This is a genomic window from Holophagales bacterium (assembly GCA_016719485.1).
In the GTDB taxonomy this organism is placed as follows: domain Bacteria; phylum Acidobacteriota; class Thermoanaerobaculia; order UBA5066; family UBA5066; genus UBA5066.
In genome coordinates, this window is record JADJZB010000028.1 from 289,107 (window position 1) to 314,766 (window position 25,660).

A 25,660-nucleotide genomic window follows, 5' to 3' on the forward strand; every position below is an offset into this window, starting at 1 on the left:
CCGGATGGAATGGATCCTCGAACCGCAGGGATGGATTGCGTTCCTGACGCTCGCCGCCCTCGAGCTGGTTCTCGGCATCGACAACATCGTCTTCATCTCGATCCTCGTCGGAAAGCTCCCGGCCGAGCGGCGGCAGAAGGCCTACCGGATCGGCCTCGGTCTGGCGCTGATCTCGAGAGTCCTCCTGCTGCTGTCCATCTCCTGGGTCATGGGCCTGACGGCCCCGCTCTTCACGGTCCTGTCGAAGGTGATCTCGGGACGCGACATCGTTCTGATCGTCGGCGGACTCTTCCTGGTCGCCAAGAGCACGCACGAGATCCACGACAAGCTCGAGGGCGTGGAGGGCGAGCACTCGACGAAGGCTTTCGGGTCCTACGGCGCCGTCCTCGCGCAGATCGTCGCCCTCGACGTCATCTTCTCTCTCGACTCCGTCATCACCGCGGTCGGGATGGTGAACAAGGTCGGCCTCATGGTCTCGGCGATCGTCGTCTCGATCGTCGTCATGATGTTCTTCGCCAACGCGATCGGCGACTTCGTCCACGATCATCCGACCGTGAAGATGCTGGCCCTCGCCTTCCTCCTGATGATCGGCGTCATGCTCATCGCAGACGGCCTGGGCCACCACATCCCGAAGGGCTACATCTACTTCTCGATGGCGTTCTCGCTCTTCGTCGAGATGCTGAACCTGAGGGCGAGGAAGGAACGCGACCCGGTCGAGCTCCGCTCGGCGTACGCCGATCCGACCGCCGGCGACGTGAAGTGAACATGGGACGGGACCCGCGACGGCGTACTCGCAGGAGGGAAGAATGAGCAAGGCCGCAAAGATCTCACGGGCATTTCGCGTCGAGAACGGCGGGAAGTTCCGCCTGAAGAACTTCGACCCGGGAGACACCGGGGGACTGAAGCTCGAGAAGGACCACGCTGCCGAGCTTCTCGACAAGGGTGTGGAAACCCTCGCCGCGCTCCAGGACAAGCTCTACGCCCAGGACAGGCGCGCCCTCCTCCTCGTCTTCCAGGCGATGGACGCTGCCGGCAAGGACGGCACGATCAAGCACGTCCTTTCGGGCGTGAACCCGCAGGGGTGCCAGGTCTATTCGTTCAAGGCCCCTTCGGCCGAGGAGCTCGACCACGACTTCCTCTGGCGGACGACGAAGTGCCTCCCGGAGCGGGGCCGGATCGGGATCTTCAACCGCTCCTACTACGAGGAAGTCCTCGTCGTGAAGGTCCACCCGCAGATCCTCGCCGGCCAGAAGCTCCCGCCCGAGGTCGTGTCGAAGCACGTCTGGCAGGAGCGCTACGAGGACATCGCCTCCTTCGAGCGATACCTCTCGCGCAACGGTGTCACCGTCGTGAAGTTCTTCCTGAACGTGTCGAAGAAGGAGCAGAAGAAGCGCTTCCTCGACCGCCTCGTGGAGCCCGACAAGAACTGGAAGTTCGCTCTGGGCGACGCCGCCGAGCGGAAGCACTGGGACTCCTACATGGAAGCCTACGAGGACGCCATCCGCGCCACCGCGACTCCCTGGGCGCCGTGGTACGTCGTCCCCGCGGACAACAAGTGGTTCACGCGGCTCGCCGTCGCATCGGCGGTGATCGACGCGCTCGAGAGGATGGACCTCGCCTACCCGGAGGTCGACGAGGCGAAGAAGGCCGAGCTCGCGAAGGCGAGGGCCGAGCTCGAGGCCGAGAAAGGCTGACGCCTCGTCCTACGAGTGGAGCTCGACGACGTCGCGGTCGGCCAGGACGTGCTGCCGGTCGACCTGCTGCCCGTCGAACTTCGCGTGCCCCCAGATCCGCGCGAAGCGCAGGGCCGCCGCGACGTCCTTGTGGACCCGCTCGGCCAGGTCGTGGACCGTGGCTCCCTCCGGCAGGACGAAAGGAGAGGCGAGGTCGGGCTTCTTCCCCGGCTCTTTCGCGAAGACGCGGACCCGCTTCAGCTCCCGGTAGAGGAGCGGCCGGAGCGCGTCGAGGCCCTGGCCCGAGAGAGCCGAAACCGGCAGGAACGGCAGGTCGTTCCCGATCGCCTCGCGGGCGATCTCGGCGAACGTCCCGTCGTCGAGGTCGCTCTTGTTGCCGAGGACGATCACGGGCCGCACCGCGAGGAAGGGCGGCGCGTCGGCCGGGACCGGCCTGACCCGCGGCCACACCCGCGAGCGCTCCAGGAGGTCGAGGAGGAGCTTCGCCGCCACCTCGCCGTCGTCGGCCGTCACGTCGAGGACGAGAAGGACGCCGTCCGCGTTGTGGACGAGGTTCGTGAGGTAGGGCTCCGTGTGCCCTTCGGCGACGGCGGGCGTGTCGACGAGCTGCACCTGCACTTCCTCGAACGGCATCATCCCGGGCTGCGGCGCCCGCGTCGTGAACGGGTACTCCCCGATCTCCGGGTGCGCGTGCGTGAGCGCCGCCAGGAGCGACGACTTGCCCGCGTTCGGCTCGCCGAGGAGGACCCACTGCCCCGCCCCCTCGCGCTTCACGTGCCCCGGGTCGGCCCGGCGCCCGCCGTGCGCGGCGTGGTCGACCTCGGCCTCCAGCTTGGCGAGGCGCTTCTTCAGGTCGGCGTAGAGCTTCTCGGTCCCCTTGTGCTTCGGGAGGAGGGCGATCATCTCGCGCAGCGCCGCGAGCTTGTCGTCGTGCGAGGACGCCGCCTTGAACCTCTCCTCCGCATCGTGGTACGGCGGCGTCAGGTTCGCAGTCACGGAAGAATCGATCCTCGCTGCCCTCGAAACGTCACCCGAGAACCGGGACCGTTTCCTGGGCTCCCTGTCGGCGCTGCTCGCCGAGACCGACGGGACGGCCCTCTTCGGGGAGGTCGGGATTCCGAGCGACCGGGGTTTCGTCGCCGAGCTCGGCGAGCGGATCTCCGCCCGGCTCATCCCCTCTCCTCGCGACGCCCACGACCTCGCGGCCTTCGTCCCGCGCCTCTTCTCGAGTCGGGGACGAGGTCGAGACGTTCTGCGGCCTCCCGCTCTCCGACGTCCACGGTTTCGTCCGGCTCCTCCAGGGAGGCCTGACGACGGAGGCGGTGGCGGCCGTGTCCCGCGGTTTCGCCGACGGTTTCCGGATCCTGCTGAGCCGGATACAGGCGCAGGGCCTCTCGCGCGACCTGCGCGTCCGCTCCACGCCGGGACCGGTCTACGCCTCGCCGTTCCACCGCATCCTCCGGTCGGGCGACGCACTCCTCGACGCCTGGATCGGCGGCCGGGAGACCGCCCAGGCGTTGCAGGCCTTCAACAAGGACTCGGGGGACTGCCGCAAGGAAGTCCGGCTCATCCAGCGCCACCTCGAGGACGCCGGCGTCAGCGTCGACGTCGTCTTCGGGCTCCAGGTGATCGACCGTTGCCTGACCCGGACCGCGCTCATGGCGGACGTGATGGAGGGCGGCGACGGACCCGAGCGTTCGAGGGCGCTCCACCGCCTGCTGTCGCGCCTCGTCCAGCTCGCCCACGAGGACAAGAGTGTCTTCCACCTCGTCCGCTGGAACCTCCACCTCCTCGACAGGAAGATCGTCGACCGGACGGGGAAGACCGGAGAGCACTACGTCGCGACCACGCCTTCGGAGTACCGGCACATCTGGCTGGCCGCGGCGGGAGGCGGAGCGCTCACCGTCCTCACGGCAGCCTTCAAGATGCTCGTCCACGAGTGGCACCTCGCCGCGTTCCCGGAGAGCTTTCTCTACGGCCTGAACTACGCCGTCAGCTTCCTGCTGATGCAGGCCTTCGGCCTCGTCCTCGCCACGAAACAGCCGGCGATGACCGCCGCGGCCCTCGCGCAGATCATGCGCGAGGCGAAGGGAGAGGACCGCGAGGAGAGGATCGCCGGCTTCTTCGCCCGGCTCACGAGCTCCCAGCTCGCGGCCGCTGTCTCGAACGTGGCGACCGTCGGCGTCGGCGCGGCCGTGTTCGTCGGCGGGTGGCTGCTCCTCGCGGGACGTCCCTGGGTCGACGAGAAGACCGCCCGGGACACGTTCCTCGTCCTCAGCCCGCTCGACAGCGGGACGATCTTCTTCGCTGCTCTCACCGGCGTCCTGCTCTGGATGGGAAGCCTCGCGGGCGGCTGGTTCGAGAACTGGTCGACGTACCACCGGCTTCCCGAGGGGATCGCCCGACACCCTCTCGGCAGGGTTTTCGGTCCCGAGAGGATGAAGCGCCTCGCCGACGGCCTCGCGAGGAACGCATCCGGGTGGCCACGAACGTCGCGCTCGGGTTCCTCCTCGGCTTCGCGCCGGCCGTCGGCCGCTTCTTCGGCATCCCGTTCGACGTCCGCCACGTCACGCTCTCGACCGGGCAGCTCGCGCTCGCCGCGTCGAGCCTCGGCGAGAGGTGGTTCGACGACGGGGCGTTCCTGCGCGGTCTCGCCGGGATCGGGGTCATGTTCGTCCTGAACCTCTCGGTCGCGTTCTCGCTCTCGCTGATGAATGCGGCGCGGGCGTACGAGATGCCGTCGGGTGAGCTGGGCGGAGTCCTGAGGCACGTCTTCAAGCGGGCGCTGAGCCGCCCGTTCGACTTCGTCCGTCCGCCACGGCGGTCGGCCCCGAGGTGTCAGTCCCGCCTGTCCACCCCTGCCCGAAAAGCAGTCATAAAACATTACAGGTGCAAATAGATAAGATTGTTCGTGACAGGGCTATCACAAATATATAATGTAAATAACATCATGCAGGGCCGAACCGGCACCGAGCATCACCGACAGCTTCGGCAGTGGGTCGCGGACCGCCTGCGGTCCGAGATTCTCGAGGGCCGCCGCCGTCCCGGCGACTGGCTTCGCCAGGAGAGCGTGGCTCGCGAAGAAGGCGTCTCCCAGACGCCCGTGCGCGAGGCCCTCAAGCAGCTCGTGTCCGAGGGACTCCTCGAGCACGTGCCTTACCGGGGCATCCGCGTCGTCACCCTCTCCGTCGAGGACGCCGAGGATCTCTACGCGAGCCGAGCCGTCCTCGAGCCGATGGCGGCCCGCCACGCCGCCGCGGAGATCTCGCCCGAGGAGCTGAAGGAGCTCACCTCGCTCCACCACCGGATGCTCGCGTGCGAGGTGCCGGCGCGCCTGAAGGAGTATCGCGACCTGAACCGGCGCTTCCACGAGACGATCATCTCGGCTTCGCGACGCCCGTTCCTGATGCGGACGCTGGGGCACCTCTGGTCGGCCTTCCCCACGATGCTCTGGAGCAACGTCCCGAAGATCGCCGTCAGCTCGCTTCCCGAGCGGGAGGAGCCCGATGCCGAGGAGCACGCCGAGATCGTCGCCTCGCTGGCGGCGCACGATCCCGAAAGGGCCGCCGAAGCCGTGAAGCGCCACGTCGAGGCGGCGGGAGAGACGCTCGTCGCCGCCATGAGAAGCGTTCCATGAAACACCTGACGCAGACCTCGGAGTGTGCCCTGCGCCGGGATTCGATCGAACAGAAACACGAGTCTGGCCACGGGTCCTCGGGCGCCGCCCGACCCCGGGAAGGAGGAGGAGTCATGCCACGGAAGCTTTCGATGGTCGTAGGGGCCGCACTGATCCTGTTGCTCGGGTTCTCGGGGGTCGCGAATGCCCAGGGGTCCGTGACCGGCAGCGTCCAGGGAACCGTCAAGGACGCCGAAGGCGGGGTCCTGCCCGGAACCCTCGTCACGGCCACCTCGACCGCCCTCGTCAAGGGCCGCATGTCGACGACCGCCGACGCCCGCGGGGGATGGCGTTTCCCCGCGCTGCCTCCCGGCAGCTACGCGTTCGAGGCCGAGCTCCAGGGCTTCAGGAAAGCCCGGCGCGACGGTATCCGCGTGAGCCTCGGCCAGTCGATGGCCATCGACCTCGTCCTCTCGCTCTCGTCCGTCGCAGCCGAGGCCGTCGTCACGGCCGAGGCACCGATGGTCAGCGTCGTCGAGAACAAGGTCGCGACGAGCTTCGGCGGCGACTTCATCAACAAGCAGGCGGTCCCGCGCAACTACTACCAGGTGCTCTCGGCCGCTCCGGGTGTCAACGTCGACACGTCGGCGTCGCCCGACAGCAGCAGCATGCTCGCGTACGGCGGCACCACCTCGAACCAGAACGCCTTCACGCTCGACGGCGTCAACGTCGGGGACGCGGCGAGCGGCAACTACTGGCTCCTTCCCAGCATCCAGTGGATGGAGGAGATCCAGGTCGCCGGTCTCGGCGCGAGCGCGGAATACGGCGGCTACACCGGCGCCGTCGTCAACGGCGTCACGAAGTCGGGCGGCAACACGTTCAAGGGGACGCTCGAGGCCTACTACCAGCCCGATTCGTTCGTCTCCGACAACTCGCCCGAGAACGACGAAGACGAGACGTTCACCTTCGAGGACTACGCCCTCAGCCTCGGCGGACCGGTCGTCAAGGACAAGCTCTGGTTCTTCGCCAGCGCCGAGTACTGGCACCAGGAAACGACGCCCGTCGGCGCCCGGGACACCTCGGACCGCAAGGTCCCGCGCTTCCTCGGAAAGCTCACCTACCAGCTGGGCGAGGGCAACCGGATCTTCGCGATGGGAGAGTACGACCACGTCAAGAACGACCGGCGCGGCATCGACGCCTTCACGTTCCCCGAGGCGGCGCCCAACCAGGACGGACCGAACGCCACCTTCGCCGTGAACTGGGAGTCGATCCTCTCCTCGGCGAGCTTCCTCAACGTGAAGGTCACCGGCTACGACGGCAACGACGACTTCCTCGGCTCCGCCGGGTTCGCGACGCCCGGCCACGACGACGCCTACGGCGATACCGGGTACGCGCTGGTGAACTCCAAGATCCAGGAGCTGAACCACCGCCACCGGGTGACGGGCGACGCCAACTGGAGCCTCTTCAAGGACGGCCTCTTCGGCGACAGCGACGCCCACTCGTTCAAGTTCGGCATCCTGTACGAGAAGTCCTCCACGACGGACGAGTGGCGCCGCAACGGCGGGTACACCTACTACGACGACTCGACGCTCTGCCCCGGGGACACCGAGGAAGCGCAGATCGCCAACTACCTCCGGGACCCATCCTGCGGCTGGTACGAGCGCTCCACGGGCTACGGCGAGTACGAGGTCCACGCGGAGCAGACGGGCTTCGTCGCCTACGCCCAGGACTCGCTGCGGATCAACCGCTTCACGGTGAATCTCGGCCTTCGCTACACGAACTACAAGGGCGGCTGGCGCGAAGGCTTCGGCAACCCCGACGTCTACGAAGCCGACTTCGTCGATCCGCGCGTCGGGTTCGCGTGGGACGTCCTCGGGAACGCCAAGCTCGCCGTCAAGGCGCACTGGGGCCGCTACCACTCCTCCATGTACACCTACCTCTTCGACCGCGAGGCGTCCGGCGGAGCCGCGGTGCCGGACGGCGACTGCTACTGGGACGGCTCGACGTGGGGCGACTGCAGCGAGGCCGTGCCGGACTCGGCCACGATGGGGACCATCGACCACCCGTACGTGGACGAGGCGCTCCTCACGATCGAGCACCAGCTCGGCAGGGACATGTCCATCGGCGCCGACTACGTCAACCGGCGCTTCCGCAACCTGATGGGAATGGTCAACACGAACGACGACTACGAGCGCGTGACCGGCATCCCGAACCCGATCGCCGGGGGCGAGCTCGAGGTGTGGAGCCTCAACGGCGACCCGGTCTGGTCGCTTTCGACCGACAACCCCGGGGAGCGGGACTACGACTCCTTCGTCGTCCGGTTCGACAAGCGCTACAGCCGCGGCTGGCAGCTCCGCTCCTCGCTCGTCTGGACCGACCTCAAGGGGAACGTCCTCAAGAACAACGGATACGCCCCCGAGCTCGAGGACCGGAACGGCCTCGTGAACGCCTACGGCAACATGGACTCGTCCTTCAACGAGTGGGAGTTCAAGGTCTCCGGCGCCGTCGACCTGCCCCTCAACTTCACCGCGAGCGGCCAGTACACCTACCTCACCGGCATGTACTGGACGCCCTACGGCAACGTCCGCCGCTACCTCGACGGCAACTCCGCCTCGGGCCGCTACATCTTCCTGACGGAGCGCGGCTCGGAGCAGCTCGAAGCCCGGAACATCCTCGATCTTCGCCTCGCCTGGGGGATGAAGATCGCAGGCGACACCCGCCTCGACCTCTCCCTCGAGTGCTTCAACGTCCTGAACACCGGGGAGGCTCTCACCCTGGACGACTACTACGGCGAGTACCGCAGCGGCACGTGGCGTCCGAACGCCACGTACGGCGCGGCCCTCAGCATCGAGACCCCGCGCCAGCTCCGGCTCGGCGCCCGCTTCAGCTTCTAGCTCCTTCCTCCTCCTTGCGATTCGCCGGGGCGGCCCGTGGCCGCCCCGCCTTTTTCTTCGGCGCGGCCGTCCGTCCCGCGCCGGCGAGTCCCGCCCGGCGGCCGAGGTATCCGGATGACACGTTCCCGCCTCCTCCTCTCGCTCGCCCTCCTCGCCGCACTTTCCTCCGCCGCCCTCGGCGGCGACGCGCCGGCGAAGGGGCACCTCGTCCTCATCGGCGGCGGCGACAAGCCTCCCGAAGTGATGCGGAAGTTCGTCGAGCTGGCGGGCGGCAAGGACGCCCCGATCGTCATGATCCCGACGGCCTCCTCCGAGCCCGACGCCGCCTCGTATTACGAGAAGCTCTTCCGCGAGGAGCACGGCTGCACGAACGCCGTCTCCCTCGACATCCGGAAGAAGGCCGACGCCCAGCGCGCCGACTGGACCGACCTCGCGAGGAAGGCCCGGGGCATCTTCTTCGGCGGCGGCGACCAGATCCGGATCACGAACGCCCTTCTCGGCACGCCCGTGGGCGACGCGATCGCCGCCGCGTTCGCCTCCGGGGCCGTCGTCGGCGGGACCTCCGCCGGCACCGCCTGCCAGAGCGAGCGGATGATCACCGGCGAGGGAAACTTCTCCCAGGTCGCCACGCGCAGCGTCGAGCTCTGGACCGGGCTCGGCTTCCTCCCCCCCGGCGTCGTCGTCGACCAGCACTTCATCAGGCGCCAGCGCCAGAACCGGCTCCTCTCCGTGATCCTCGAGAACCCGGACCTCCTCGGCGTCGGCGTCGACGAGGAGACCGCGATCTGGGTCCGCCCGGACGGCACGTTCCAGGTCCTCGGCCGCAGCGGCGTCATGGTCTTCGACGCACAGGGCGGTCGGGTCTCCCGCAAGCCTCGCGACACGGGCCAGGACCTCCTCGGCGTCCACGCCCTGAAGCTCCACCTCCTCCTCCCCGGCGAAACCTACGACCTCTTCACCAGAACCGTCGGAGGCGCCCGATGACTCTGGTCGTTCTTCTTCTCGCTCTCGTCGTCGGCGGAGGCGTGGCAGGGGCTCCGCCTCCGGCGGTTCCTTCCGCTCCCGCGCCCGGGTGGGACCAGGGACGATCGGTCTACGAGCGGCGTGTCCGGCCGGCCGAGGCGCCGGAGAAGGTCGACTGGGACGCGCGGGTGTCGGCGCTCCTTCGCGAGGAGCCCGGGGACGTGATCGTCACGGCCGTCGGCGACATGATCTTCAACGAGCGGATCAGCCACCTGAAGGAACCGGAGCGGAAGAACCTGCTCCGGATTCTCCAGGAGTCCGACGTGGCGATCGGGAATCTCGAGTTCTCTCTCAACGAGCGGCCGGAGCTGCAGAAGGTCTTCTACAACTTCCGGGCGCCGCGCGACTTCGCCTGGGAGGTCGCCGCGACCGGCATCAACCTCGTGAGCATGGCGAACAACCACGCGCTCGACTTCGGCGCGGAAGGTCTGAAGGAGTGCCTGCGGGCGCTCGACCTTTCGGGGATCGCGCACGCCGGCGCCGGACGGACGCTCGCCGAGGCGCACCAACCCGGGACGAAGAGAGTCCAGGGTCAGAAGGAGCGGCTCGCCCTCCTCTCCTACATGCGCTACTGGACGGATCGCGACCGGTGCGCCGACCCGTCCGGCCCCTGCCTCGCGACGATCAACCCTGCCGAAGTTCTCGTCGCCGGCGAGGGCGGGAAGGTCGAAACCGTCGAGGGGCCGCTCGCGGCCGACGTGAAGACGATGGAGGAGGACGTCCTCCTCGCGAAGCGGCGGCACGGCACCGTGATGGTCTCACTCCACGTCCACGACGTGAGCCACTCGCGGGCCTACGGCATCCAGGACACGACGCCCCCGAACGACCAGATCTCCTTCCGGAAGGCGATCGACGCCGGGGCCGACGCCGTCCTCGGCAGCGGGCCGCACGTCCTTCGCGGCATCGAGCTGCGAAACGGGAAGCCGATCTTCTACAGCCTCAGCAACTTCATCTACCAGTACCGGACTCCGAAGGTCATCCCCACGGACCTCCCCCACCAGCGCGACTCGGAGGTTGCCCGCCCGCCGAACGTCTCCGTCTGGGACCGCCGCGACCCCCGCGAGGTGATGGAAAGCGTCGTCGCCCGGATGACGTACCGCGACGGGAAGATCCGGAAGCTGGAGCTGATCCCCGTGACGATCGACGACGAGGGGCCACTTTACGGCGTCCCGCGACTGGCGCCGACGCACCGCGCCAGGGAGATCGTCGCGCTCCTCCAACGCCTCTCGGCCCCCTACGGCACGAGGATCGCGCTGAAGGAGTGGTACGGCGAGGTCGAGCTGCCGAAGGCCGGCGACTGACCTGCTGCTTGACGAGCACCACCCGGCGGTTCTTCGCTTGACATCCATTACCACATACTGATATAGTGATGGTATGTGCCATCCTGTTCGCTGCCAGAGATGCGGAAAGCCGACGTGGGCCGGTTGTGGCCGCCACGTCGAGGAAGCCCTCGCCAACGTCCCGAAGGCCCAGCGTTGCGACTGCCCCCCGGAGGCTTCCTTCATCCGGCGTCTCTTCAGCCAGTCCGGCAAGTGACGCTGCGGGCCGGCGCGGAGCCGGGCCGCCGGCCCTGGCGGTCCGCCAGGCGCCAGGCGGGCTACGCACGAGGCCGTGCCGAACCCGTCAGCGCAGCCGCTCGCTCCTGAGCGTGTACTTCTGCAGCCGGTCAGGGACCACCTCGACTCCGATCCCTGCCCCGCGCGGCACCTCGATGAAGCCTTCGTCGTCCAGGACGACCGCCGGCTCGACGAGGTCCTCGTGGAAGTACCGGCTCGTCTCCGACGTGTCACCCGGCAGCGTGAAGCCGTCGAGCGTCTGCAGGTGGATGTTCACCGCTCGGCCGATCCCGGTCTCGTCCATACCGCCCGACCAGACGGGGACGCCGCACGAAGCCGCGTGGCGGAGGATCCGGAGCGACTCCAGGAGCCCGCCGACGCGTCCCTGTTTCAGGTTGAGGATCCGGCAGCCGCCCAGGGCGATCGCCGCCTTCGCGTCGGCGAGATCGTGGATCGACTCGTCGAGGCAGAGCGGTGTCGCGAGCTGCTTCTGCAGGGCCGCGTGCTCGTAGAAATCGCTGTACGAGAGCGGCTGCTCGATCATCGTGAGACCGAACGCGTCGAGTCGCGCGAGGTGGGCGGCGTCCTCCGGCCGGTAGTCGCCATTGGCGTCGGCCATGAGCGGAATCTCGGGGAAGCGCTCCCTCACCGCGGCCACGTAGTCGACGTCCTTCCCCCTCTTCACCTTCACCTTGACCCGGTGGTAGCCCTTCGCGACCGCGGCCTCGACCTCCTTCACGAGATCGGCCGGGGTCTCCTGGAGCCCGAGGCTGATCCCCGACGAGATCCGCTTGCGCGGTCCGCCGAGGAGCTCGTGGAGCGGGACCCCCCCGCCTTCGCGACGAGGTCGACGAGCGCATTCTCGACCGTCGCCTTCGCCATCCGGTTCCCGCGCACGTGCTGGAAACGGGAATCGACCTCTCCGAGCGTCATCCCCGCCTCGACGAGCGGCAGGAGGAACTCGGTCACGATGTGCCGGGCCGACGTCGTCGTCTCGGCGGCGTAGAACGGGTCGGGGTCGGCGACGCACTCGCCCCATCCGACGACGCCGCCCGCCTCCACGCGGAGAACCAGCGCCTCCTTGCACGTCCAGGTGGCCGAGCTGATCGAGAAGGGCTGGACGAACGGAAGGCGGACGAGGAGGAGGTCGACCCTCCCGATCGCCGGGATCCGCTCGGCCTCGAGCGGGAAGGCCGCGGCCGCCTCGCCGGGGCCGGTTCATCGCGAAGCCGCGGCCGCCGGAGTGGCCCCTCTCAGCACCCTGAGGACCGGGATCCCGCCGTCCGCGGCGACGAGCGCCCGGAACACCGGGTACTGCCAGAGACCGTACATCGCCGACGGCTCGAGGAGGATCGCGGCCCGCATGGCGGCCTCGCCCTCGAGAGGAACGTAGAGGCTCCCCGCCGCGAGCTCCGTCTCCCGGACGTCGCCGCGCTTCACGATCGTCCGCCCGCCGTAGCGGCCATAGACGTCGTCGAACTTGTCCTCCACGCGCAGGAGCGTCCACGTCTCGGTCTCGACCGTCCGCGCTGCGGCGAGAGTCTCGAACGGAATGCCGTGGCGCGTCAGGAGCGCCCCGATCTCGCCGGCCGCCGTCGGGTCGACCGCATAGCCGAGCGGCGTCGGAACGCTCCGCTTCACCGCCACGTCGGTCATGAGGTTCGCGGTCGGGACCTTCAGCACCCTCCCCGTCGCCACGTCGACGACCGGGAAATCGGTCACCGTCCCCCGCAGGTTGACCCAGATCGCATCGGAAGGGAGAAACGCCGGAAGGGCGAGCTTCCGCGCGCGCTCGACGACGGCGCGATCCTCGGCCCTGCGTCCGGCTCCCTCGAGGAAGCGCCGGAAGAGGACGAGATACGCGTCGACGCGCTTCCCGAGGTCGCCCGAAGGGTTCTTCGCACTGTGGCGAACGGCCGCCTCGATGATGAAAGAGAGCCCGCCGTACGCGCCGATACCGTTGAGGCCTCCGTCGGTGTCGATCGCAGAGTGGCGCTGCTCGTCCTCCGGCGGGGCCCCGCCGACCCAGTAACGCAGGAAGCGGTGCCCCGCCTTCTCCTCCACCTCGGCCGATTCGTCGACCCACCGGCGCGCCGCCGCGATCCTCTCCGCGTCGAAGTGCGGGTTGTTCAGGCCGTCCATCGTGATGTCGGGCCACTTCTCCCAGCCCTTCTTCGTCCACTCCTGGGAGTCGCGGCCGAACTCGTGCGCGTCGACGGCGAGGTGCGGCCGCAGCCGCCGCGCGACGCGATGGAGCGCCTGCGTCTCGGGCTGCAGCAGCGTCACGTGGTCCCGGTTCAGGTCGGCGCCGGCTCCGTTCCGGCGCGTTCCCGCCACGGCGCCGTCCGGGTTCACCATCGGCATCACCCAGAGGTCGACGTCCGCGGGGAGCCGCGACGGATCGCGGACGATGTCGCGGATCAGGTAGAGGAGAGCGTCCTTGCCGGAGACCTCGTCGCCGTGCTGCTGCGCGTAGAAAAAGATCCGGAACGGGGCGTCGGCGCGGTGCGCCGCGTGGACGAGGTAGAGCGACCGCCCCTTCGCCGTCTTTCCCTCGACCGAGACGCGGACGGGACCCTTCCCGTCGACGCTCGAAAGGAACGCCTCCATCCCGGCATAGGACGTCGACGTCGCGAGCGTCCGGTGGTCCTCGGGGAGGCTTCCGGGCGCGGCCGACAGCGGGCCGACGGCTATGGACGCCGCCACGAGGGCGGAAGAGAGGAGGCCGCCTCGGGAAGTGGAGCTCATCGCCGCGCCCCTTTCAGAACGGCCCCCAGTGCGTCAGCACCGGCGGGACGAGAAGGAGGAACGCCAGGACCATCAGCGTCAGCATGAGCGGCAGGAACCAGCGCGCCCACTTCTCCCACGGGATCTTCGCCATGCCGAGGACGCCCATCGTCACGGCCGACGTCGGGAGGATCGGGTTCACCAGCTCGCAGAGCTGGTAGGCGTAGACCATCGTCTGGCGCGTCAGGCCGACGAGGTCGGCGAGCGGCGCCATGATCGGCATCGTGAGCGCCGCCTGGGCCGTCCCGGAGTGGATGAAGAAGTTGATGACGCACTGGACGAGGAACATCACCTGCGCGGCCACGATCCCGGGCAGGAGCGAGATGAGCCCCGAGCTGTGGAAGAGGATCGTGTCGAGGACCTTCGCTTCCTTCGCGATGATGAGGAGAGCCCGGCCGCACGCGATGATCAGCGCGACGTTGACCATGTCCTTCGCTCCCGCGACGAAGGCGGTCGCGATCGCGTTCGACTTCAGGCCCGCGACGATCCCCATCACGAGCCCCATGGCGAGGAAGAGGGCGCCGATCTCCTCGATGAACCACTGCTGCTTCAGGATCCCCCAGACGAGGACGCCCATCGCCGCGACGAAGAGGGAGAGGACGAGGAGCCGTCGCGAGGTCCACGGCTCCACGGCTCCCGACCCCTCGAAGGCGTTCCGATCACGGGCCTGGTCGATGTCGAAGACGGGGCTGATCTCGGGGCGGCGCTTGACGCGCGCGGCGTAGACCATCACCCACGCGATCATGACGCCCGTCGTCACGAACCAGGTCGCGACCCGGTAGCCGAGGCCCGAGTAGAGCGGAAGGCCGACGAGCCCCTGCGCGATGCCGACGGTGAAGGGGTTGAAGAAGGCCGCGCCAAAGCCCGCCGCCGCGCCGAGGAACGGGATCGCGACGCCGACGATCGAGTCGTACCCGAGCGAGAGCGCCAGCGGGATGCAGATGACGATGAACGGGATGACCTCCTCGGACATCCCGAAGACCGAGCCGGCCAGCGAGAAGACCGCCATCAGGACCGGGATGACGAGCTTCTCCAGAAACGGCCGCGACGCCAGCGCGGCGGTGATCTTCCGGATCGCGAACTCGATCGTCCCGGTCGCCTGGATGACGCTGAACGCGCCGCCGATGGCGAGGAGGAAACCGATGATGAGCGCGCCGTCGAGGAAGCCCCGGAACGGGGCGACGACCAGCCACTGCGGCCCGAGCCAGATCTTCTCGACCTGCTGGTACGTGCCGGGCACCGTCACCTGCCGCCCCGCCTTCTCCACCGTCTGGTACGTCCCCGAGGGGAGAAGCCACGACAGGACGAGGACGAAGACGATGAGGCTCCCGACGATCACCAGGGTGTGGGGCATCTTGAAGGTGCGCCCGTTCTCTTTCGCGGCCTCGGCCATCGGTGGGGTGCCTCCTCGCACTGTCTCGCTTTGGCGCCTTCTTCCGGGAACCGACCGCCCCGCGGGGCTCCGGAGAGGGCCACCGATCATAAAGTCGAAGGGCCCTCTCCGACCCTCCCGCAGACAATCTTTCCGGGACCGCTCCTCGGACGGAGAACGGCAGCAGGAACGGGGCACCGGCCACGCCGGGCGGTTCGGGCGCCTACTTCAGAACGAAGGCGGCCCGGGTGAGCGACTCGCCCGGCTTCGGCTCGGCCGCCGCCGCCGGATCCACGAGAAAGACGCGGTCCGGCGCGACCTGGCCAGGTCCGAGGAGGCGCTCCTTCACGACGGTGGCCCGGGCGAGCGCGAGCTGCCGCAGGTCGTCCGGCGTGACCACGAGGTTGGCGAGCATCAGCTTCTCCATTTCCTCGGGCGGGATCTGCTTGACGAGCCCGAGCGCCGTTCTCGGCTTGGGGAAACGCTCCTTCCTGTACGCACGCTCGAGGTACTCGGGCCACTCTTCCTTCGAGACGACGACCTCGTCGACGGACGCCGCCGGCGTTCCCGCCTTCGCGAGCTCTTCGGCCTTTCGCACCTTCACCTTCCGTTCGTAAAGGAGCCTCTGGAGCCCCTCGGCGTCCTTCGCCGCGTCCACCTTCCCCTCGACCTCGAGCTTCAGGGCCGGGCGCTTCCCGAGCGCCGCCGCGAGGGCGTCGAGCCGCTTCACTGCCTCGCCGTCCAGGCTCGAAGCGCCCGGCGCGAAGTCTACGAACGAGAGCTCCGGCCCGCCGCCGCCGAGGCGTCCGAGCAGGGCGAACGGGGAGAGGACCGCCTTCTTCAAGACGTTCCCGATGATCTTCCAGACGATCGGGCCGACCCGGAACTTCGGGTCGTCGACGGAGCCCGAGATCGGAACGTCGAGCCGGATGACGCCGTCGGGGTCCTTCAGGAGCGAGACGGCGAGCTTCACCGGCAGCTTCGTCGCGGTCGGGCTCTCCACCTTCTCGCCAAACGTGAACTGGTCGACGAGGAAGGAGTTCTGCGCCTCGAGCCTCCGCTCGTTCAGCTTGTAGGCGACGTTCATCGTCAGGCGGCCCTTCTGGACGGAGTAGCCGGCGTACTTCACGAAGTAGGGCGTCATCGGGACGAGGTCGATGTCGCGGAAGGCGACCTTGATGTCGGCGAAGGAAGTGGCCGAGAAGGGGTTGAACGTCCCCGTGATCTCGAGTGGCGCGGAGCTCTCGAGGCTCCCGCGCAGGTCGACCTCGGCGCGCGTCCCCGCCACGGACGACAGCCCCGAGATCCTTCCGCCGACGTCCTTCAGGTCGGCGCGGTACCCCGGCTTCACGAACCGGTCGTCGACGTGGAGCCGGCCGCCCTGCAGCGTCACGGCGTCGATCCTCACGTACGTGGCGCCCTCGCCCGGCGCCGCTGGCGTCGCTGCCGCCGCCGTCGGCTGCGGTTCCGGGGCCTTTCCGCCCGCCATCGCGGACTCGGCGGCCGCGTCGTCCACCGGGGGCGGCTCGGCGAGCCCGAAGGCCCTCCGGAAGTTCAGTTTTCCGGCCTCGTCGAGCTCGACCCGCGCGAAGAAGTCCGTCAGCGCCACCGTCCCGGCGACGAAGGACGGGGGGGTCGAGGTCGCCTTCATCCCCCCGAGCCGGAGCGAGTCCCACGAGAGGAGGTCCTGGCCGGCCGTGGGGTCCAGGAGCGTCAGCTTTCCGCAGGTCGCCTCGCCCTCCCAGCCGTAGGCGAACGCGCCGTCCGGCCCCTCCTTCACCGACACCTCTCCCTTCGCCGAGATCGTCCCCCGCGTCAGCGACACCTGGACGGTCTCAGGCGCGTAGCCGGCGAACGGCGGGAGCTCCAGGTCGGCGGCGTCGACCTTCAGCTGCGCGAGGACGGGTGAGAGGCCGAAGGTCCCCGCGACCGCGAGGCTCCCCTTCCCGTTCAGGGCGACCTTGCCGCGAACCTTCCCCTTCTCCCCGTGGGCCGTCGAGAGCCCCTCGACCGAGAAGCTCATCGGCGCGATCTCGAGGGTCACCGGGTGCGGCGCCGCTTCGTCGGCGAAGCGAACGGAGCCTCTTTCGAGAGAGATGGAGGCGAGCCGAGCCGTCCACTCGCCGCCTCCCGTGGCCTTCCCCTCCGCGGCCAGCTGTTTCGGTGCCGGTGTGGGTTCCTCCTTCGCCAGCTTCGCGAGGTCGATGCTGCCGTCCTTCTCCCGCACGATCTTCAGGTTCGCGCCGGACGCGGCGATCGACGCCACCCGAACCTCGCGCTTCCCGGGGTCGACCGCCCCACCCGTCATTGAGGCCGAGGGGATTCGGAGGAACTCCTCCTTCTCCCCGTTTCTCCGAGCACGCAGCTCCGTCACCGCGACCGACAGGTCGGAGAGCTCCGCCAGCTCCCCTGCGACGGGCCAGCGGTACCTCGTCGAGAAGTCGAGCTTCCCGCCCTCGACGGCGAAGAGGAGGCCGTCCTCGTAGTACGGCCCGTACCGCTTCAGCGGAATGCCCGTGAACGAGAGGGTCCCCTCTGAAACCAGCGGGTCGAGCGTGAGCTTCGCGGCGTACTCCAGCCGCTCCCCGGCGTCGGTCGTCGCCGAGACCTTCAAGGTCGCGGCCTGTCCCGCCGCCGTCGAGATGCCGGTGGCGGCGATCGCGATCTCCCCGGCGACCGCCTCAAAGGGACGCCGCGGGCGCTCGTCGCGGAAGAAGATCCGGCCTCCGGCCACCGCGAAGGCGTTGACGTCGACGCGCCAGCTTCCGCCCTTGCTCTTCGCCGGCTCCGCCGTCGGGCCGGGCGCGGGCTCGCCCGTGAACGCTCCCAGGAGCTTCTCGAAGACGGGAAAGCCGCCCCCCCGGTCGCGGTGGACCCGGACCTCCGGCGCGTCGACCGTCACGCTCTCGAGGCGCACGTCGCGGCGAAGGAGGTCGGCCGAGGCGAGGACGATCTCGAGCCGCTTCAGCCCGATGAGCGGTTTCGCTCCTTCCTCGGAGACGAGGAACTGCCGGAGCGCCGCCCTTCCAGAGAGGACCACCGCCGGGTCCTTCCCGGACTCCTGCCGGAACGAGAGGGCGAGCTCCGTGTCGAGCCGCCCCGAGGTGAGCCGTTTCGCCCATTCCGCCGGGACGTACGCGAAGTAATACGGCAGGTCGATGTCGGAAAGGTGGATGTCGAGCGTTGTCTCGCGCGTCCCGTGAAACGGCTTCGTCTTCCCCTTCAGCTCGAAGGCCGCCCCGTTCACCTTCGCCCCGAGGAAGGGCTCGGTGAAGACGTCCTGGTCGACGGGGAGGTTCGAGAGGAACGGCACGCCGACCTTCAGCTCCGTCACCGCGTGCTTCGTCCGCGCCGGCCGGTCGTCGAAGAGGATCGCGCCCCTCTCGACGCGGATGTTCGCGACCGAGAAACGCGCCGGCTTCGAATCCGGCTTCTCCTTCGAGAGCTCCTCGATGAGGTCCGAGATGCTCAGCGTCCCCGCCCCTGTCCGGGCGATCGAGATCGCGGGAGCCTCGACGACCGCTTCGCTCAGGACCGGGCCCCGGTGGTAGAGCGACGAGAGCTGCGCGTTCGCGAAGAGGCGCTCGACGGTGACGAAGGCCCCCGGCCCCTCCTTCTCCCCGACCCGGAGCCCCTCGAGGGTGAGGGAGAGGGTGAACGGATTTGCCTTGACCCCCTTCAGCGTCACCGGCCGGTGGAGCGCCGCCGAGAGCGCCGTCGGGAGCTTCGAGAGGACGACACGCGGGACGACGAGGAAGCCGATCGCCGCGTAGAGAAGGAGCGCCACGGCGACGCCGGCGAGGGCCCTGCGGGAGACCACGCGGAGGACCCGTTCCCGGATGCTCATGCCCCTACCTTAGACCAGCGCCTCGCTGCGGCGGAACACCAGAATCGCGACCCCGGCGATCGCCGCCTCCGTGAAGAAATAGGTCGTCGCGAAGACGGCGAAACGGGTGTCGCCGAGGAAGGTGATCGCGACGACCGTGGCGATCGCGCTGTTGCGCGTCGCGAACTCCACGGAAAGCGTGAAGCGCTCCCGGGCGTCGGCCCCGGTGACCTGCGCGACGATCGCGCCCGCGACCATGGCGAGGAGGACGAAGAGCGCCGAGGCCGCCGCCGTCACGGCGACGTGCTCGACGAAGCGCGCCCACTCGCTCCAGAGGATGAAGCCGAGGAGGAGGGCGAGAGCCGAAAGGGCGAACTTCCTCATCCCGGCCTCGTGCCGGGCCGCGAAACCCGGCGCCCGCGCCCGGACCGTCATCCCGAGTGCGACCGGCAGGACGAGCATCCCGAGGATCTGCGCCGCCAGGGTACCGACGGGAGCCTGGAAGCCGAACGGACGATCCAGCACGACCTCGAAGCCCCGCGTGAGGAGCGGCATCGTGACGACGGCAGCCGCGCAGGAGGCCGCCGTGAGCGTGACGGAGAGCGCCGTCGCGGCCCGCGCCAGGTAGCTGTAGACGTTCGAGATCCCGCCCACGGGGCAGACGGCGAGGAGGAGCATCCCGGCCGCGATCTCCGCGGGCATCGGCACGAACCGGAGGACGACGAGGGCGATCGGCGGGAGGAGGACGAGCGGCCCGACGAGGCCCGCCACGAGGAGGCGCGGCCTCGAGAGGACCCGGCGGAGCTCGGCGCGCGACACGTCCAGCCCGACGACCGTCATGAGGAGGACCGCGCACGCCGGGATGGCGACGTCGAGGACGGGTTTCACGCCCGCCGGATCCCGAGCTTCTTCATCCGCGACCGCAGCGTGCTCGGCTTGAGACCCAGGATCGCGGCCGCGTTCCCGGGCCCCTCGACGCGGCCGCCGCACCGCTCGAGGACGGCCTCGACGTGGGCGCGCTCGACGGCCTCGATCGTCTGCCCTCCCCCGGCGCCTCCCGGCCCGGCCGGGGCTCCGCCGCCGAAGGCCTCGTCCAGCTGCAGCGTCGAGCCGGGCGAGAGGATGAGGGCGCGCTCGACGACGTTCTCCAGCTCGCGGACGTTTCCCGGCCAGGGATAGGCCGAGAGGCGGTCCATCGCCGTGCGCGGGACCCTTTCGATGTGCCGGCCGATCTTCCCCTGCCGCCGCTGGATGAACCACCAGACGAGGAGCGGAACGTCCTCCCGGCGCTCGCGCAGGGGCGGGACGCGGATCGGGAAGACGTTCAGCCGATAGAAGAGGTCGGCCCGGAAGCGGCCGGCCTCGACGGCGGCGCCGAGGTCGTGGTGCGTGGCGGCCACGAGGCGGACGTCGACCTTCCGCGTCTGGCTCGAGCCGACCCGTTCGAACTCCCCTTCCTGGAGGACCCGGAGGAGCTTCCCCTGGAGGTCGAGGCCGAGGTCCCCGATCTCGTCGAGGAAAAGGGTGCCTCCGTCGGCGAGCTCGAAGCGGCCGATCTTCGTGGCGAGGGCGCCGGTGAACGCCCCCTTCTCGTGCCCGAAGAGCTCGCTCTCTATGAGCGTCGGCGGGATGGCGGCGCAGTTCACCTTCACCATCGAACGCCCGTGCCGCGGGCTGCGCTCGTGGACCGCGCGGGCGAGGAGCTCCTTGCCGGTGCCCGTCTCGCCGAGAAGGAGAACGGTCGAGCCGGTCGGCGCGACCTGGGCGACGAGGGCGAGCGTGCGCTTCAGGGCCGGGCTTTCTCCCACGATCTCCTGGAAGTCGTGCGACGCGCCCAGCTCCTCGCGGAGGAGGACGTTCTCCGCCGCGAGCTGGTCCTTCAGGCGGCGGACCTCCTCGAGGCTCCTCTTGAGCGTGAGGTCCCGGTGCTTGCGGTCGACGGCGCCCGCAAGGATCTGACCGACGATCCGGAGCCGCTCGACGTCCTCCGGGGTCCAGCGCCGCGTTTCGCGAAACGACCCCGTCGCGACGACCGAGACCAGCCGCCCGCCGACCGAGAGCGGGATCGAGACGTGCGACTGCAGGCCGAGGGCCTCCGCCCAGAGACGCTCGGCCGCGGCCTCCGTCGGCAGCTCGTGGAGAGCGTTCACGACGACGGTCTCTCCTGCGAGGAGCCTGCCTCTGACCCACGAGAGCTCGCGGATCGCGTTCGCCGTGTCGAGCTGGACGCCCGTCCGGGCCCACTGATGCGCCGACACGACGCCGTGGGTCTCGGGATCGAACTGGTAGAAGCTTGCCCGGTCCGTTCCCAGCTGCATCACGACACGTTCGAGGGCCGCGGCGATCTCCTCGTCCACGCCTTCGGCCGCCACGACCGCGAACCGGGCCGAGAGCTCGCCGAGAAGCTGCGTGAACCGCTGTTCCGACAAAGGCGACGAGCATTCTAGCCGGGCTCCCACGATATCTCGCGGGTGGCGCGATATTTCGCGGGCCACGCTCTCGATTCATACCGTCGGCCGAGCCCCAACCAGGCCACAAGACGTTACTCGTCAATCACTTGTCAAAGAGGGCTGCGCAACGCCCTCGGCGGCACGGCGGTTGCGCTGACACTCGCGTGGACCTGCACATCTCCACAGACGAGAAGAACGGTCTTCTGACCGTCCGCGTGGCCGGCCGGCTCAGCTCGGTCGGGCTCGGGGAGCTCCGCCGGGCGTGCCGCGAAGCCGCCCGGGTCCGGCTCGACCTCTCCGACCTCGTCTCCGCGGACGAAGCGGGGACGACCTTCCTGGCCGCGATGCGCGACTCCGGTGCCGACCTCGCCGGCGTGCCGCCCTACATCGACCTGCTGCTCCGGGCTCGGCTCCAGTCGACTGCGTAAGCCCGGGCTCTCCTCTTCAAACCGCACCCGTCAAACGAACGAACCGACGACGACTCCAAAGGAGGCCCCCGTGACTCGACGCAACCCCGTTTCTCTCTCCCTGCTCCTGGCCGCCGCGCTCGTAGCGCCCGGGGCCCACGCGCAGGCGCCGAAAGCGGCTCCGGCGGCCAAGGCGCCCGCGACCGCGAAGAAGCCGAACATCCTCGTCATCTGGGGCGACGACATCGGCGGCTTCAACATCAGCGCCTACAACCGCGGAATGATGGGCTACAAGACGCCCAACATCGACCGGATCGCGAGCGAAGGCGCCCTCTTCACCGACTGGTACGGCCAGCAGAGCTGCACGGCGGGCCGCGCGGCGTTCGTCACCGGCCAATCCCCCATCCGCACCGGTCTGACGAAAGTCGGCCTCCCCGGGGCGCCCGAGGGGATGAAGAAGGAAGACCCGACCGTCGCCACGCTGCTCAAGGCGCAGGGCTACGTCACCGGCCAGTTCGGCAAGAACCACCTCGGCGACCGCGACGAGATGCTCCCGACGAAGCACGGCTTCGACGAGTTCTTCGGCAACCTCTACCACCTGAACGCCGAGGAGGAGCCCGAGCACCCCGACTATCCGAAGGACCCGGAGTTCAAGAAGAAGTTCGGCCCGCGCGGCGTCATCCACAGCTTCGCCGACGGCCGCATGACCGACACCGGGCCGCTCACGAGGAAGCGGATGGAGACGATCGACGAGGAGGTCACGGCGAAGGCGCTCGACTTCATGGAGCGCGCGAGGAAGTCCGACAAGCCGTTCTTCCTCTGGTGGAACTCGACCCGAATGCACGTCTTCACGCACCTGAAGGCGGCGTCCGAGGGGAAGACCGGTCTCGGCATCTACGCCGACGGCATGGTGGAGCACGACGGCCACGTCGGGCAGGTCCTCGCGAAGCTCAAGGAGCTCGGCCTCGACGAGAACACCATCGTCATGTACTCGACCGACAACGGCGCCGAGACCTTCACGTGGCCGGACGGCGGCACGACGATGTTCCGCGGCGAGAAGAACACCCAGTGGGAAGGCGGCTACCGCGTCCCCGCAATCCTCCGCTGGCCCGGCGTCATCAAGCCCGGGACCGTGAACAACGAGATCGGCGCGCACGAGGACATGCTGACGACCCTCCTCGCCGCCGCGGGCGACACCACGGTGAAGGAAGACCTCCTCAAGGGGCGGAACGTCGGCGGCACGACCTACAAGGTCCACCTCGACGGCTACAACCTCCTTCCCGCCCTCAAGGGCGAGGCGGCGTGGCCGCGCAAAGAGTTCATCTACTGGACCGACGACGGCAGCGTCGCGGCCCTCAGGTACGAGAACTGGAAGGTCACCTTCCTGCAGCAGGACGCCGAGGGGCTCAAGGTGTGGCAGCAGCCGTTCACGCCGCTGCGCGCCCCCACGATCACGAACCTGCGGATGGATCCGTTCGAGCGCGCCGAGCACGAGAACGCGATGGGCTTCCAGCGGTGGTACATGGATCACATGTTCGTCATCGCCCCCGCGGGCGCCTACGTCGGCCGGTGGCTCCAGAGCTTCCGGGAGTTCCCGCCGCGGCAGAAGCCGGGCAGCTTCAACCTCGACCGGGTGATGGAAGCCGTCACCGCCAACCCCGGCAACGGCTGATCGCGGGGCTGACCGCACTTCGCGCGGGCCATCGACCGGACGGTCGGTGGCCCGCCTTCCGGCCCTCCGGGAGTCCGTGCTAGCGTCTGCGCCGTTCCGGTACAACACGCGGAGGCCGGGCGGCTCCTGCAGCTCGCTTTCGGCCCTCCGGCCAGGAGTCGCCCCGATGAGAACCGTTCCCGTCGCGCTCGCCCTCGCGTTCTTCGGTCTGCCCGCCGCCGCGGCGCCCCCCGCCTCGACCACCGCCGCCGCCCCCGCCAAGCCGAACATCGTCTACATCCTCGCCGACGACCTCGGCTGGAAGGACGTCGGCTTCCACGGCTCCGACATCCGGACGCCCAGCATCGACACGCTCGCCCGCCAGGGGGCGCGCCTCGAGCAGCTCTATACCCAGCCGCTCTGCACGCCGTCGCGCGCCGCCCTCATGACGGGCCGCTACCCGTTCCGCTACGGCCTCCAGACGCTCGTCATCCCGTCGAACGGCCGTTACGGCCTCGACACCCAGGAGTGGATCCTGCCGCAGGCGCTGAAGGAGGCCGGCTACCGGACGGCGATCGTCGGCAAGTGGCACCTCGGGCACGCCGACCGGAAGTACTGGCCGCGGCAGCGCGGCTTCGACTATCAGTACGGCCCGCTCCTCGGCGAGATCGACTACTTCACCCACTCGGCGCACGGCACGCGCGACTGGTTCCGGGACAACGAGCCGGTGAAGGAGGAGGGATACGTCACGCAGCTCCTCGGCAGGGACGCCGTGAAGCTCATCGAAGGGCACGACACGAAGACGCCGCTCTTCCTCTATCTCACGTTCACCGCGCCCCACGCCCCGTACCAGGCCCCGCAGGAATACCTCGACCGGTACAAGGAGATCGCCGATCCGTCGCGCCGCGCCTACGCCGCGATGGTCACGTCGATGGACGACGAGATCGGCCGCGTCCTCGGGGCCCTCGACCGGCGCGGGATGCGGGAGAACACGATCGTCGTCTTCCAGAGCGACAACGGGGGCCCGCGCTCGGCGAAGTTCACGGGCGAGGTCGACATGTCGAAGAGCACGATCCCGGCGGACAACGGCCCGTACCGCGACGGGAAGGGAACGCCCTACGAAGGAGGCACCCGCGTCGTCGCCGCCCTCTCGTGGCCGGGACACGTGCCCGCCGGAACGGTCGTCGACCAGCCGATCCACCTCGTCGACATGTTCCCGACGCTCGCCTCCCTCGCGGGCGCCTCGACGGCGAAGTGCAAGCCGCTCGACGGCGTGAACGTCTGGCCCGTGATCGCGGAGGGGAAGCCCTCGCCGCGCGAGGAGGTCGTGTACGGCATCGAGCCCTTCCGCGCGACCGTCCGCAAGGGGGACTGGAAGCTCGTCTGGCAGACCACCCTCCCCTCGAAGGTCGAGCTTTTCGACCTGCGGCAGGACCCGTCGGAGTCGACGAACCTCGCGGAGAAAAGCCCGCAGAAGGCCGACGAGCTGAAGCGGCGGGCCGAGGAGCTCTCCCGCGCGGCCACCGAGCCCCTCATCTTCAAGGAGGCGTTCGACGTTTCCTGGCGCGGGCTCTTCGGCTCCGTGGCGCTTCCCGGAACGGCGCAGGCGGCCGAGGCCCACCCCTGACGGAAGGGGGCGGTTCCAGGCTCGGCCACGGCAAGCCCGCAGGTCACAGATATCCTTCCGGCGTGAGAGATACGGATGCGACCCTCGTCCGCGCCAGCCTCAGGGCGCCCCGGGCGGGCGCCATCGCGGGGATCGTCTTCTCGCTCCTCCTCATCGTCAGCCTCGCCCTGATCCGTTCGGCCGTGCCCGCGGACCCCGGGGATTCCGGGTCGTGGCTCCCCTCGCACGCGAAGACGGTCGCCCTCGGGCTGAACATCCTGCCGTTCGCCGGCGTGGCGTTCCTCTGGTTCATCGGCGTCCTCAGGGACCGGATCGGCGACCTGGAGGACAAGCTCTTCGCCAGCGTCTTCCTCGGGAGCGGGCTCCTCTTCCTCGCCATGCTCTTCGCCAGCGCGGCGATTGCAGGCGGCGCGCTGACGACCTGGGGGACGATGCCCGCCCAGGCCGTCGAGTCCGGAGTCTTCCGATTCGCCCGGACGACCGTCTTCCAGCTCATCAACGGTTACGGGATGAGGATGGCGGGCGTCTTCATGATCACGACCTCGACGCTCGCGATCCGGACCGGGATCTTTCCGCGCCCGATGGCCTTCCTCGGCTACGCCCTCGCGCTCCTCCTCCTGCTCGGGAGCGGGCGGCTCCCCTGGGTCCCGATGGCGTTCCCGGCCTGGACGCTTCTCGTGAGCGTTCAGATTCTCGTGGCGAACTTCAGACCCCGGCACGAGGAACGAGCCTGAATGCGCGTCGGGCCGGCAGACGG

At 69.1% G+C, this 25,660-nt stretch carries 19 protein-coding genes and 2 pseudogenes; 13 read left to right on the forward strand and 8 right to left on the reverse strand.

Translation table 11 applies throughout. The features are described from left to right. Window positions 1–4: 4 nt before the first annotated feature. The gene (locus tag IPN03_20030; protein MBK9375940.1) at window positions 5–763 is read left to right on the forward strand and encodes a TerC family protein; all 759 of its coding nucleotides are present in this window, start codon (window positions 5–7) and stop codon (window positions 761–763) included. Window positions 764–806: 43 nt separating this feature from the next. Further along, window positions 807–1,694 carry a polyphosphate kinase 2 family protein gene (locus IPN03_20035; GenBank protein ID MBK9375941.1) on the forward strand — a complete coding sequence of 296 codons (888 nt, stop codon included), beginning with the start codon at window positions 807–809 and terminating at the stop codon, window positions 1,692–1,694. A 9-nt stretch (window positions 1,695–1,703) separates the two neighbouring features. On the opposite strand, the gene IPN03_20040 is transcribed toward IPN03_20035, so the two are convergent. Further along, on the reverse strand, window positions 1,704–2,690 hold the full coding sequence (locus tag IPN03_20040) for a 50S ribosome-binding GTPase (GenBank protein ID MBK9375942.1): 987 nt from the start codon (window positions 2,688–2,690) through the stop codon (window positions 1,704–1,706). On the opposite strand from IPN03_20040, the pseudogene IPN03_20045 reads away from it, so the two are divergent. The 7 genes and pseudogenes from IPN03_20045 to IPN03_20075 all read left to right on the forward strand — a co-directional run bounded on the left by IPN03_20045 (window position 2,572) and on the right by IPN03_20075 (window position 10,528). Beyond that, a pseudogene (locus IPN03_20045) lies at window positions 2,572–2,928 on the forward strand (hypothetical protein). The gene IPN03_20040 and the pseudogene IPN03_20045 sit on opposite strands and share 119 nt — an antisense overlap. 73 nt (window positions 2,929–3,001) lie before the next feature. After that, window positions 3,002–4,174 (forward strand): annotated as a pseudogene (locus IPN03_20050) (gliding motility protein). Then, on the forward strand, window positions 4,060–4,593 hold the full coding sequence (locus tag IPN03_20055) for a hypothetical protein (protein MBK9375943.1): 534 nt from the start codon (window positions 4,060–4,062) through the stop codon (window positions 4,591–4,593). The pseudogene IPN03_20050 and the gene IPN03_20055 overlap by 115 nt, the downstream one beginning before the upstream one ends. A gap of 51 nt (window positions 4,594–4,644) precedes the next feature. Continuing rightward, on the forward strand, window positions 4,645–5,331 hold the full coding sequence (locus tag IPN03_20060; GenBank protein MBK9375944.1) for a GntR family transcriptional regulator: 687 nt from the start codon (window positions 4,645–4,647) through the stop codon (window positions 5,329–5,331). A gap of 113 nt (window positions 5,332–5,444) precedes the next feature. After that, window positions 5,445–8,204: a TonB-dependent receptor gene (locus tag IPN03_20065; GenBank protein ID MBK9375945.1), complete on the forward strand. Its 2,760-nt coding sequence runs from the start codon at window positions 5,445–5,447 to the stop codon at window positions 8,202–8,204. A gap of 114 nt (window positions 8,205–8,318) precedes the next feature. Further along, a complete protein-coding gene (locus IPN03_20070) occupies window positions 8,319–9,188 on the forward strand; it encodes a cyanophycinase (protein MBK9375946.1) in 870 nt (289 codons plus the stop codon). Beyond that, window positions 9,185–10,528 (forward strand): CapA family protein, encoded by a 1,344-nt coding sequence (locus tag IPN03_20075; protein MBK9375947.1) that lies wholly within the window; start codon window positions 9,185–9,187, stop codon window positions 10,526–10,528. The genes IPN03_20070 and IPN03_20075 overlap by 4 nt, the downstream gene beginning before the upstream one ends. A gap of 322 nt (window positions 10,529–10,850) precedes the next feature. Here IPN03_20075 and menC read toward each other — a convergent pair whose 3' ends face one another. The 7 genes from menC to IPN03_20110 all read right to left on the reverse strand — a co-directional run bounded on the left by menC (window position 10,851) and on the right by IPN03_20110 (window position 20,810). Beyond that, complete coding sequence (menC, locus tag IPN03_20080) at window positions 10,851–11,522, reverse strand: o-succinylbenzoate synthase (protein ID MBK9375948.1); 672 nt, start codon at window positions 11,520–11,522, stop codon at window positions 10,851–10,853. Continuing rightward, window positions 11,519–11,953 carry a hypothetical protein gene (locus IPN03_20085; protein ID MBK9375949.1) on the reverse strand — a complete coding sequence of 145 codons (435 nt, stop codon included), beginning with the start codon at window positions 11,951–11,953 and terminating at the stop codon, window positions 11,519–11,521. Before IPN03_20085 ends, menC begins: the two co-directional genes overlap by 4 nt. A gap of 48 nt (window positions 11,954–12,001) precedes the next feature. After that, window positions 12,002–13,531 (reverse strand): hypothetical protein, encoded by a 1,530-nt coding sequence (locus IPN03_20090; GenBank protein ID MBK9375950.1) that lies wholly within the window; start codon window positions 13,529–13,531, stop codon window positions 12,002–12,004. A gap of 13 nt (window positions 13,532–13,544) precedes the next feature. Continuing rightward, window positions 13,545–14,963, reverse strand: a complete 1,419-nt coding sequence (yfcC, locus tag IPN03_20095; GenBank protein ID MBK9375951.1) for a putative basic amino acid antiporter YfcC — start codon at window positions 14,961–14,963, stop codon at window positions 13,545–13,547. A gap of 202 nt (window positions 14,964–15,165) precedes the next feature. After that, window positions 15,166–18,789 (reverse strand): DUF748 domain-containing protein, encoded by a 3,624-nt coding sequence (locus IPN03_20100; GenBank protein MBK9375952.1) that lies wholly within the window; start codon window positions 18,787–18,789, stop codon window positions 15,166–15,168. Between the two features lie 9 nt (window positions 18,790–18,798). Then, window positions 18,799–19,656 carry a bile acid:sodium symporter family protein gene (locus tag IPN03_20105; GenBank protein ID MBK9375953.1) on the reverse strand — a complete coding sequence of 286 codons (858 nt, stop codon included), beginning with the start codon at window positions 19,654–19,656 and terminating at the stop codon, window positions 18,799–18,801. Continuing rightward, complete coding sequence (locus IPN03_20110; GenBank protein ID MBK9375954.1) at window positions 19,653–20,810, reverse strand: sigma 54-interacting transcriptional regulator; 1,158 nt, start codon at window positions 20,808–20,810, stop codon at window positions 19,653–19,655. Before IPN03_20110 ends, IPN03_20105 begins: the two co-directional genes overlap by 4 nt. A gap of 572 nt (window positions 20,811–21,382) precedes the next feature. Here IPN03_20110 and IPN03_20115 point away from each other — a divergent pair. The 4 genes from IPN03_20115 to IPN03_20130 all read left to right on the forward strand — a co-directional run bounded on the left by IPN03_20115 (window position 21,383) and on the right by IPN03_20130 (window position 25,637). Then, the gene (locus tag IPN03_20115) at window positions 21,383–21,646 is read left to right on the forward strand and encodes a hypothetical protein (GenBank protein ID MBK9375955.1); all 264 of its coding nucleotides are present in this window, start codon (window positions 21,383–21,385) and stop codon (window positions 21,644–21,646) included. Window positions 21,647–21,752: 106 nt separating this feature from the next. Further along, window positions 21,753–23,297, forward strand: a complete 1,545-nt coding sequence (locus tag IPN03_20120) for an arylsulfatase (GenBank protein MBK9375956.1) — start codon at window positions 21,753–21,755, stop codon at window positions 23,295–23,297. A 166-nt stretch (window positions 23,298–23,463) separates the two neighbouring features. After that, window positions 23,464–24,903, forward strand: a complete 1,440-nt coding sequence (locus IPN03_20125) for an arylsulfatase (GenBank protein ID MBK9375957.1) — start codon at window positions 23,464–23,466, stop codon at window positions 24,901–24,903. Window positions 24,904–24,965: 62 nt separating this feature from the next. Beyond that, window positions 24,966–25,637 carry a hypothetical protein gene (locus IPN03_20130; GenBank protein ID MBK9375958.1) on the forward strand — a complete coding sequence of 224 codons (672 nt, stop codon included), beginning with the start codon at window positions 24,966–24,968 and terminating at the stop codon, window positions 25,635–25,637. Window positions 25,638–25,660: the final 23 nt, after the last annotated feature.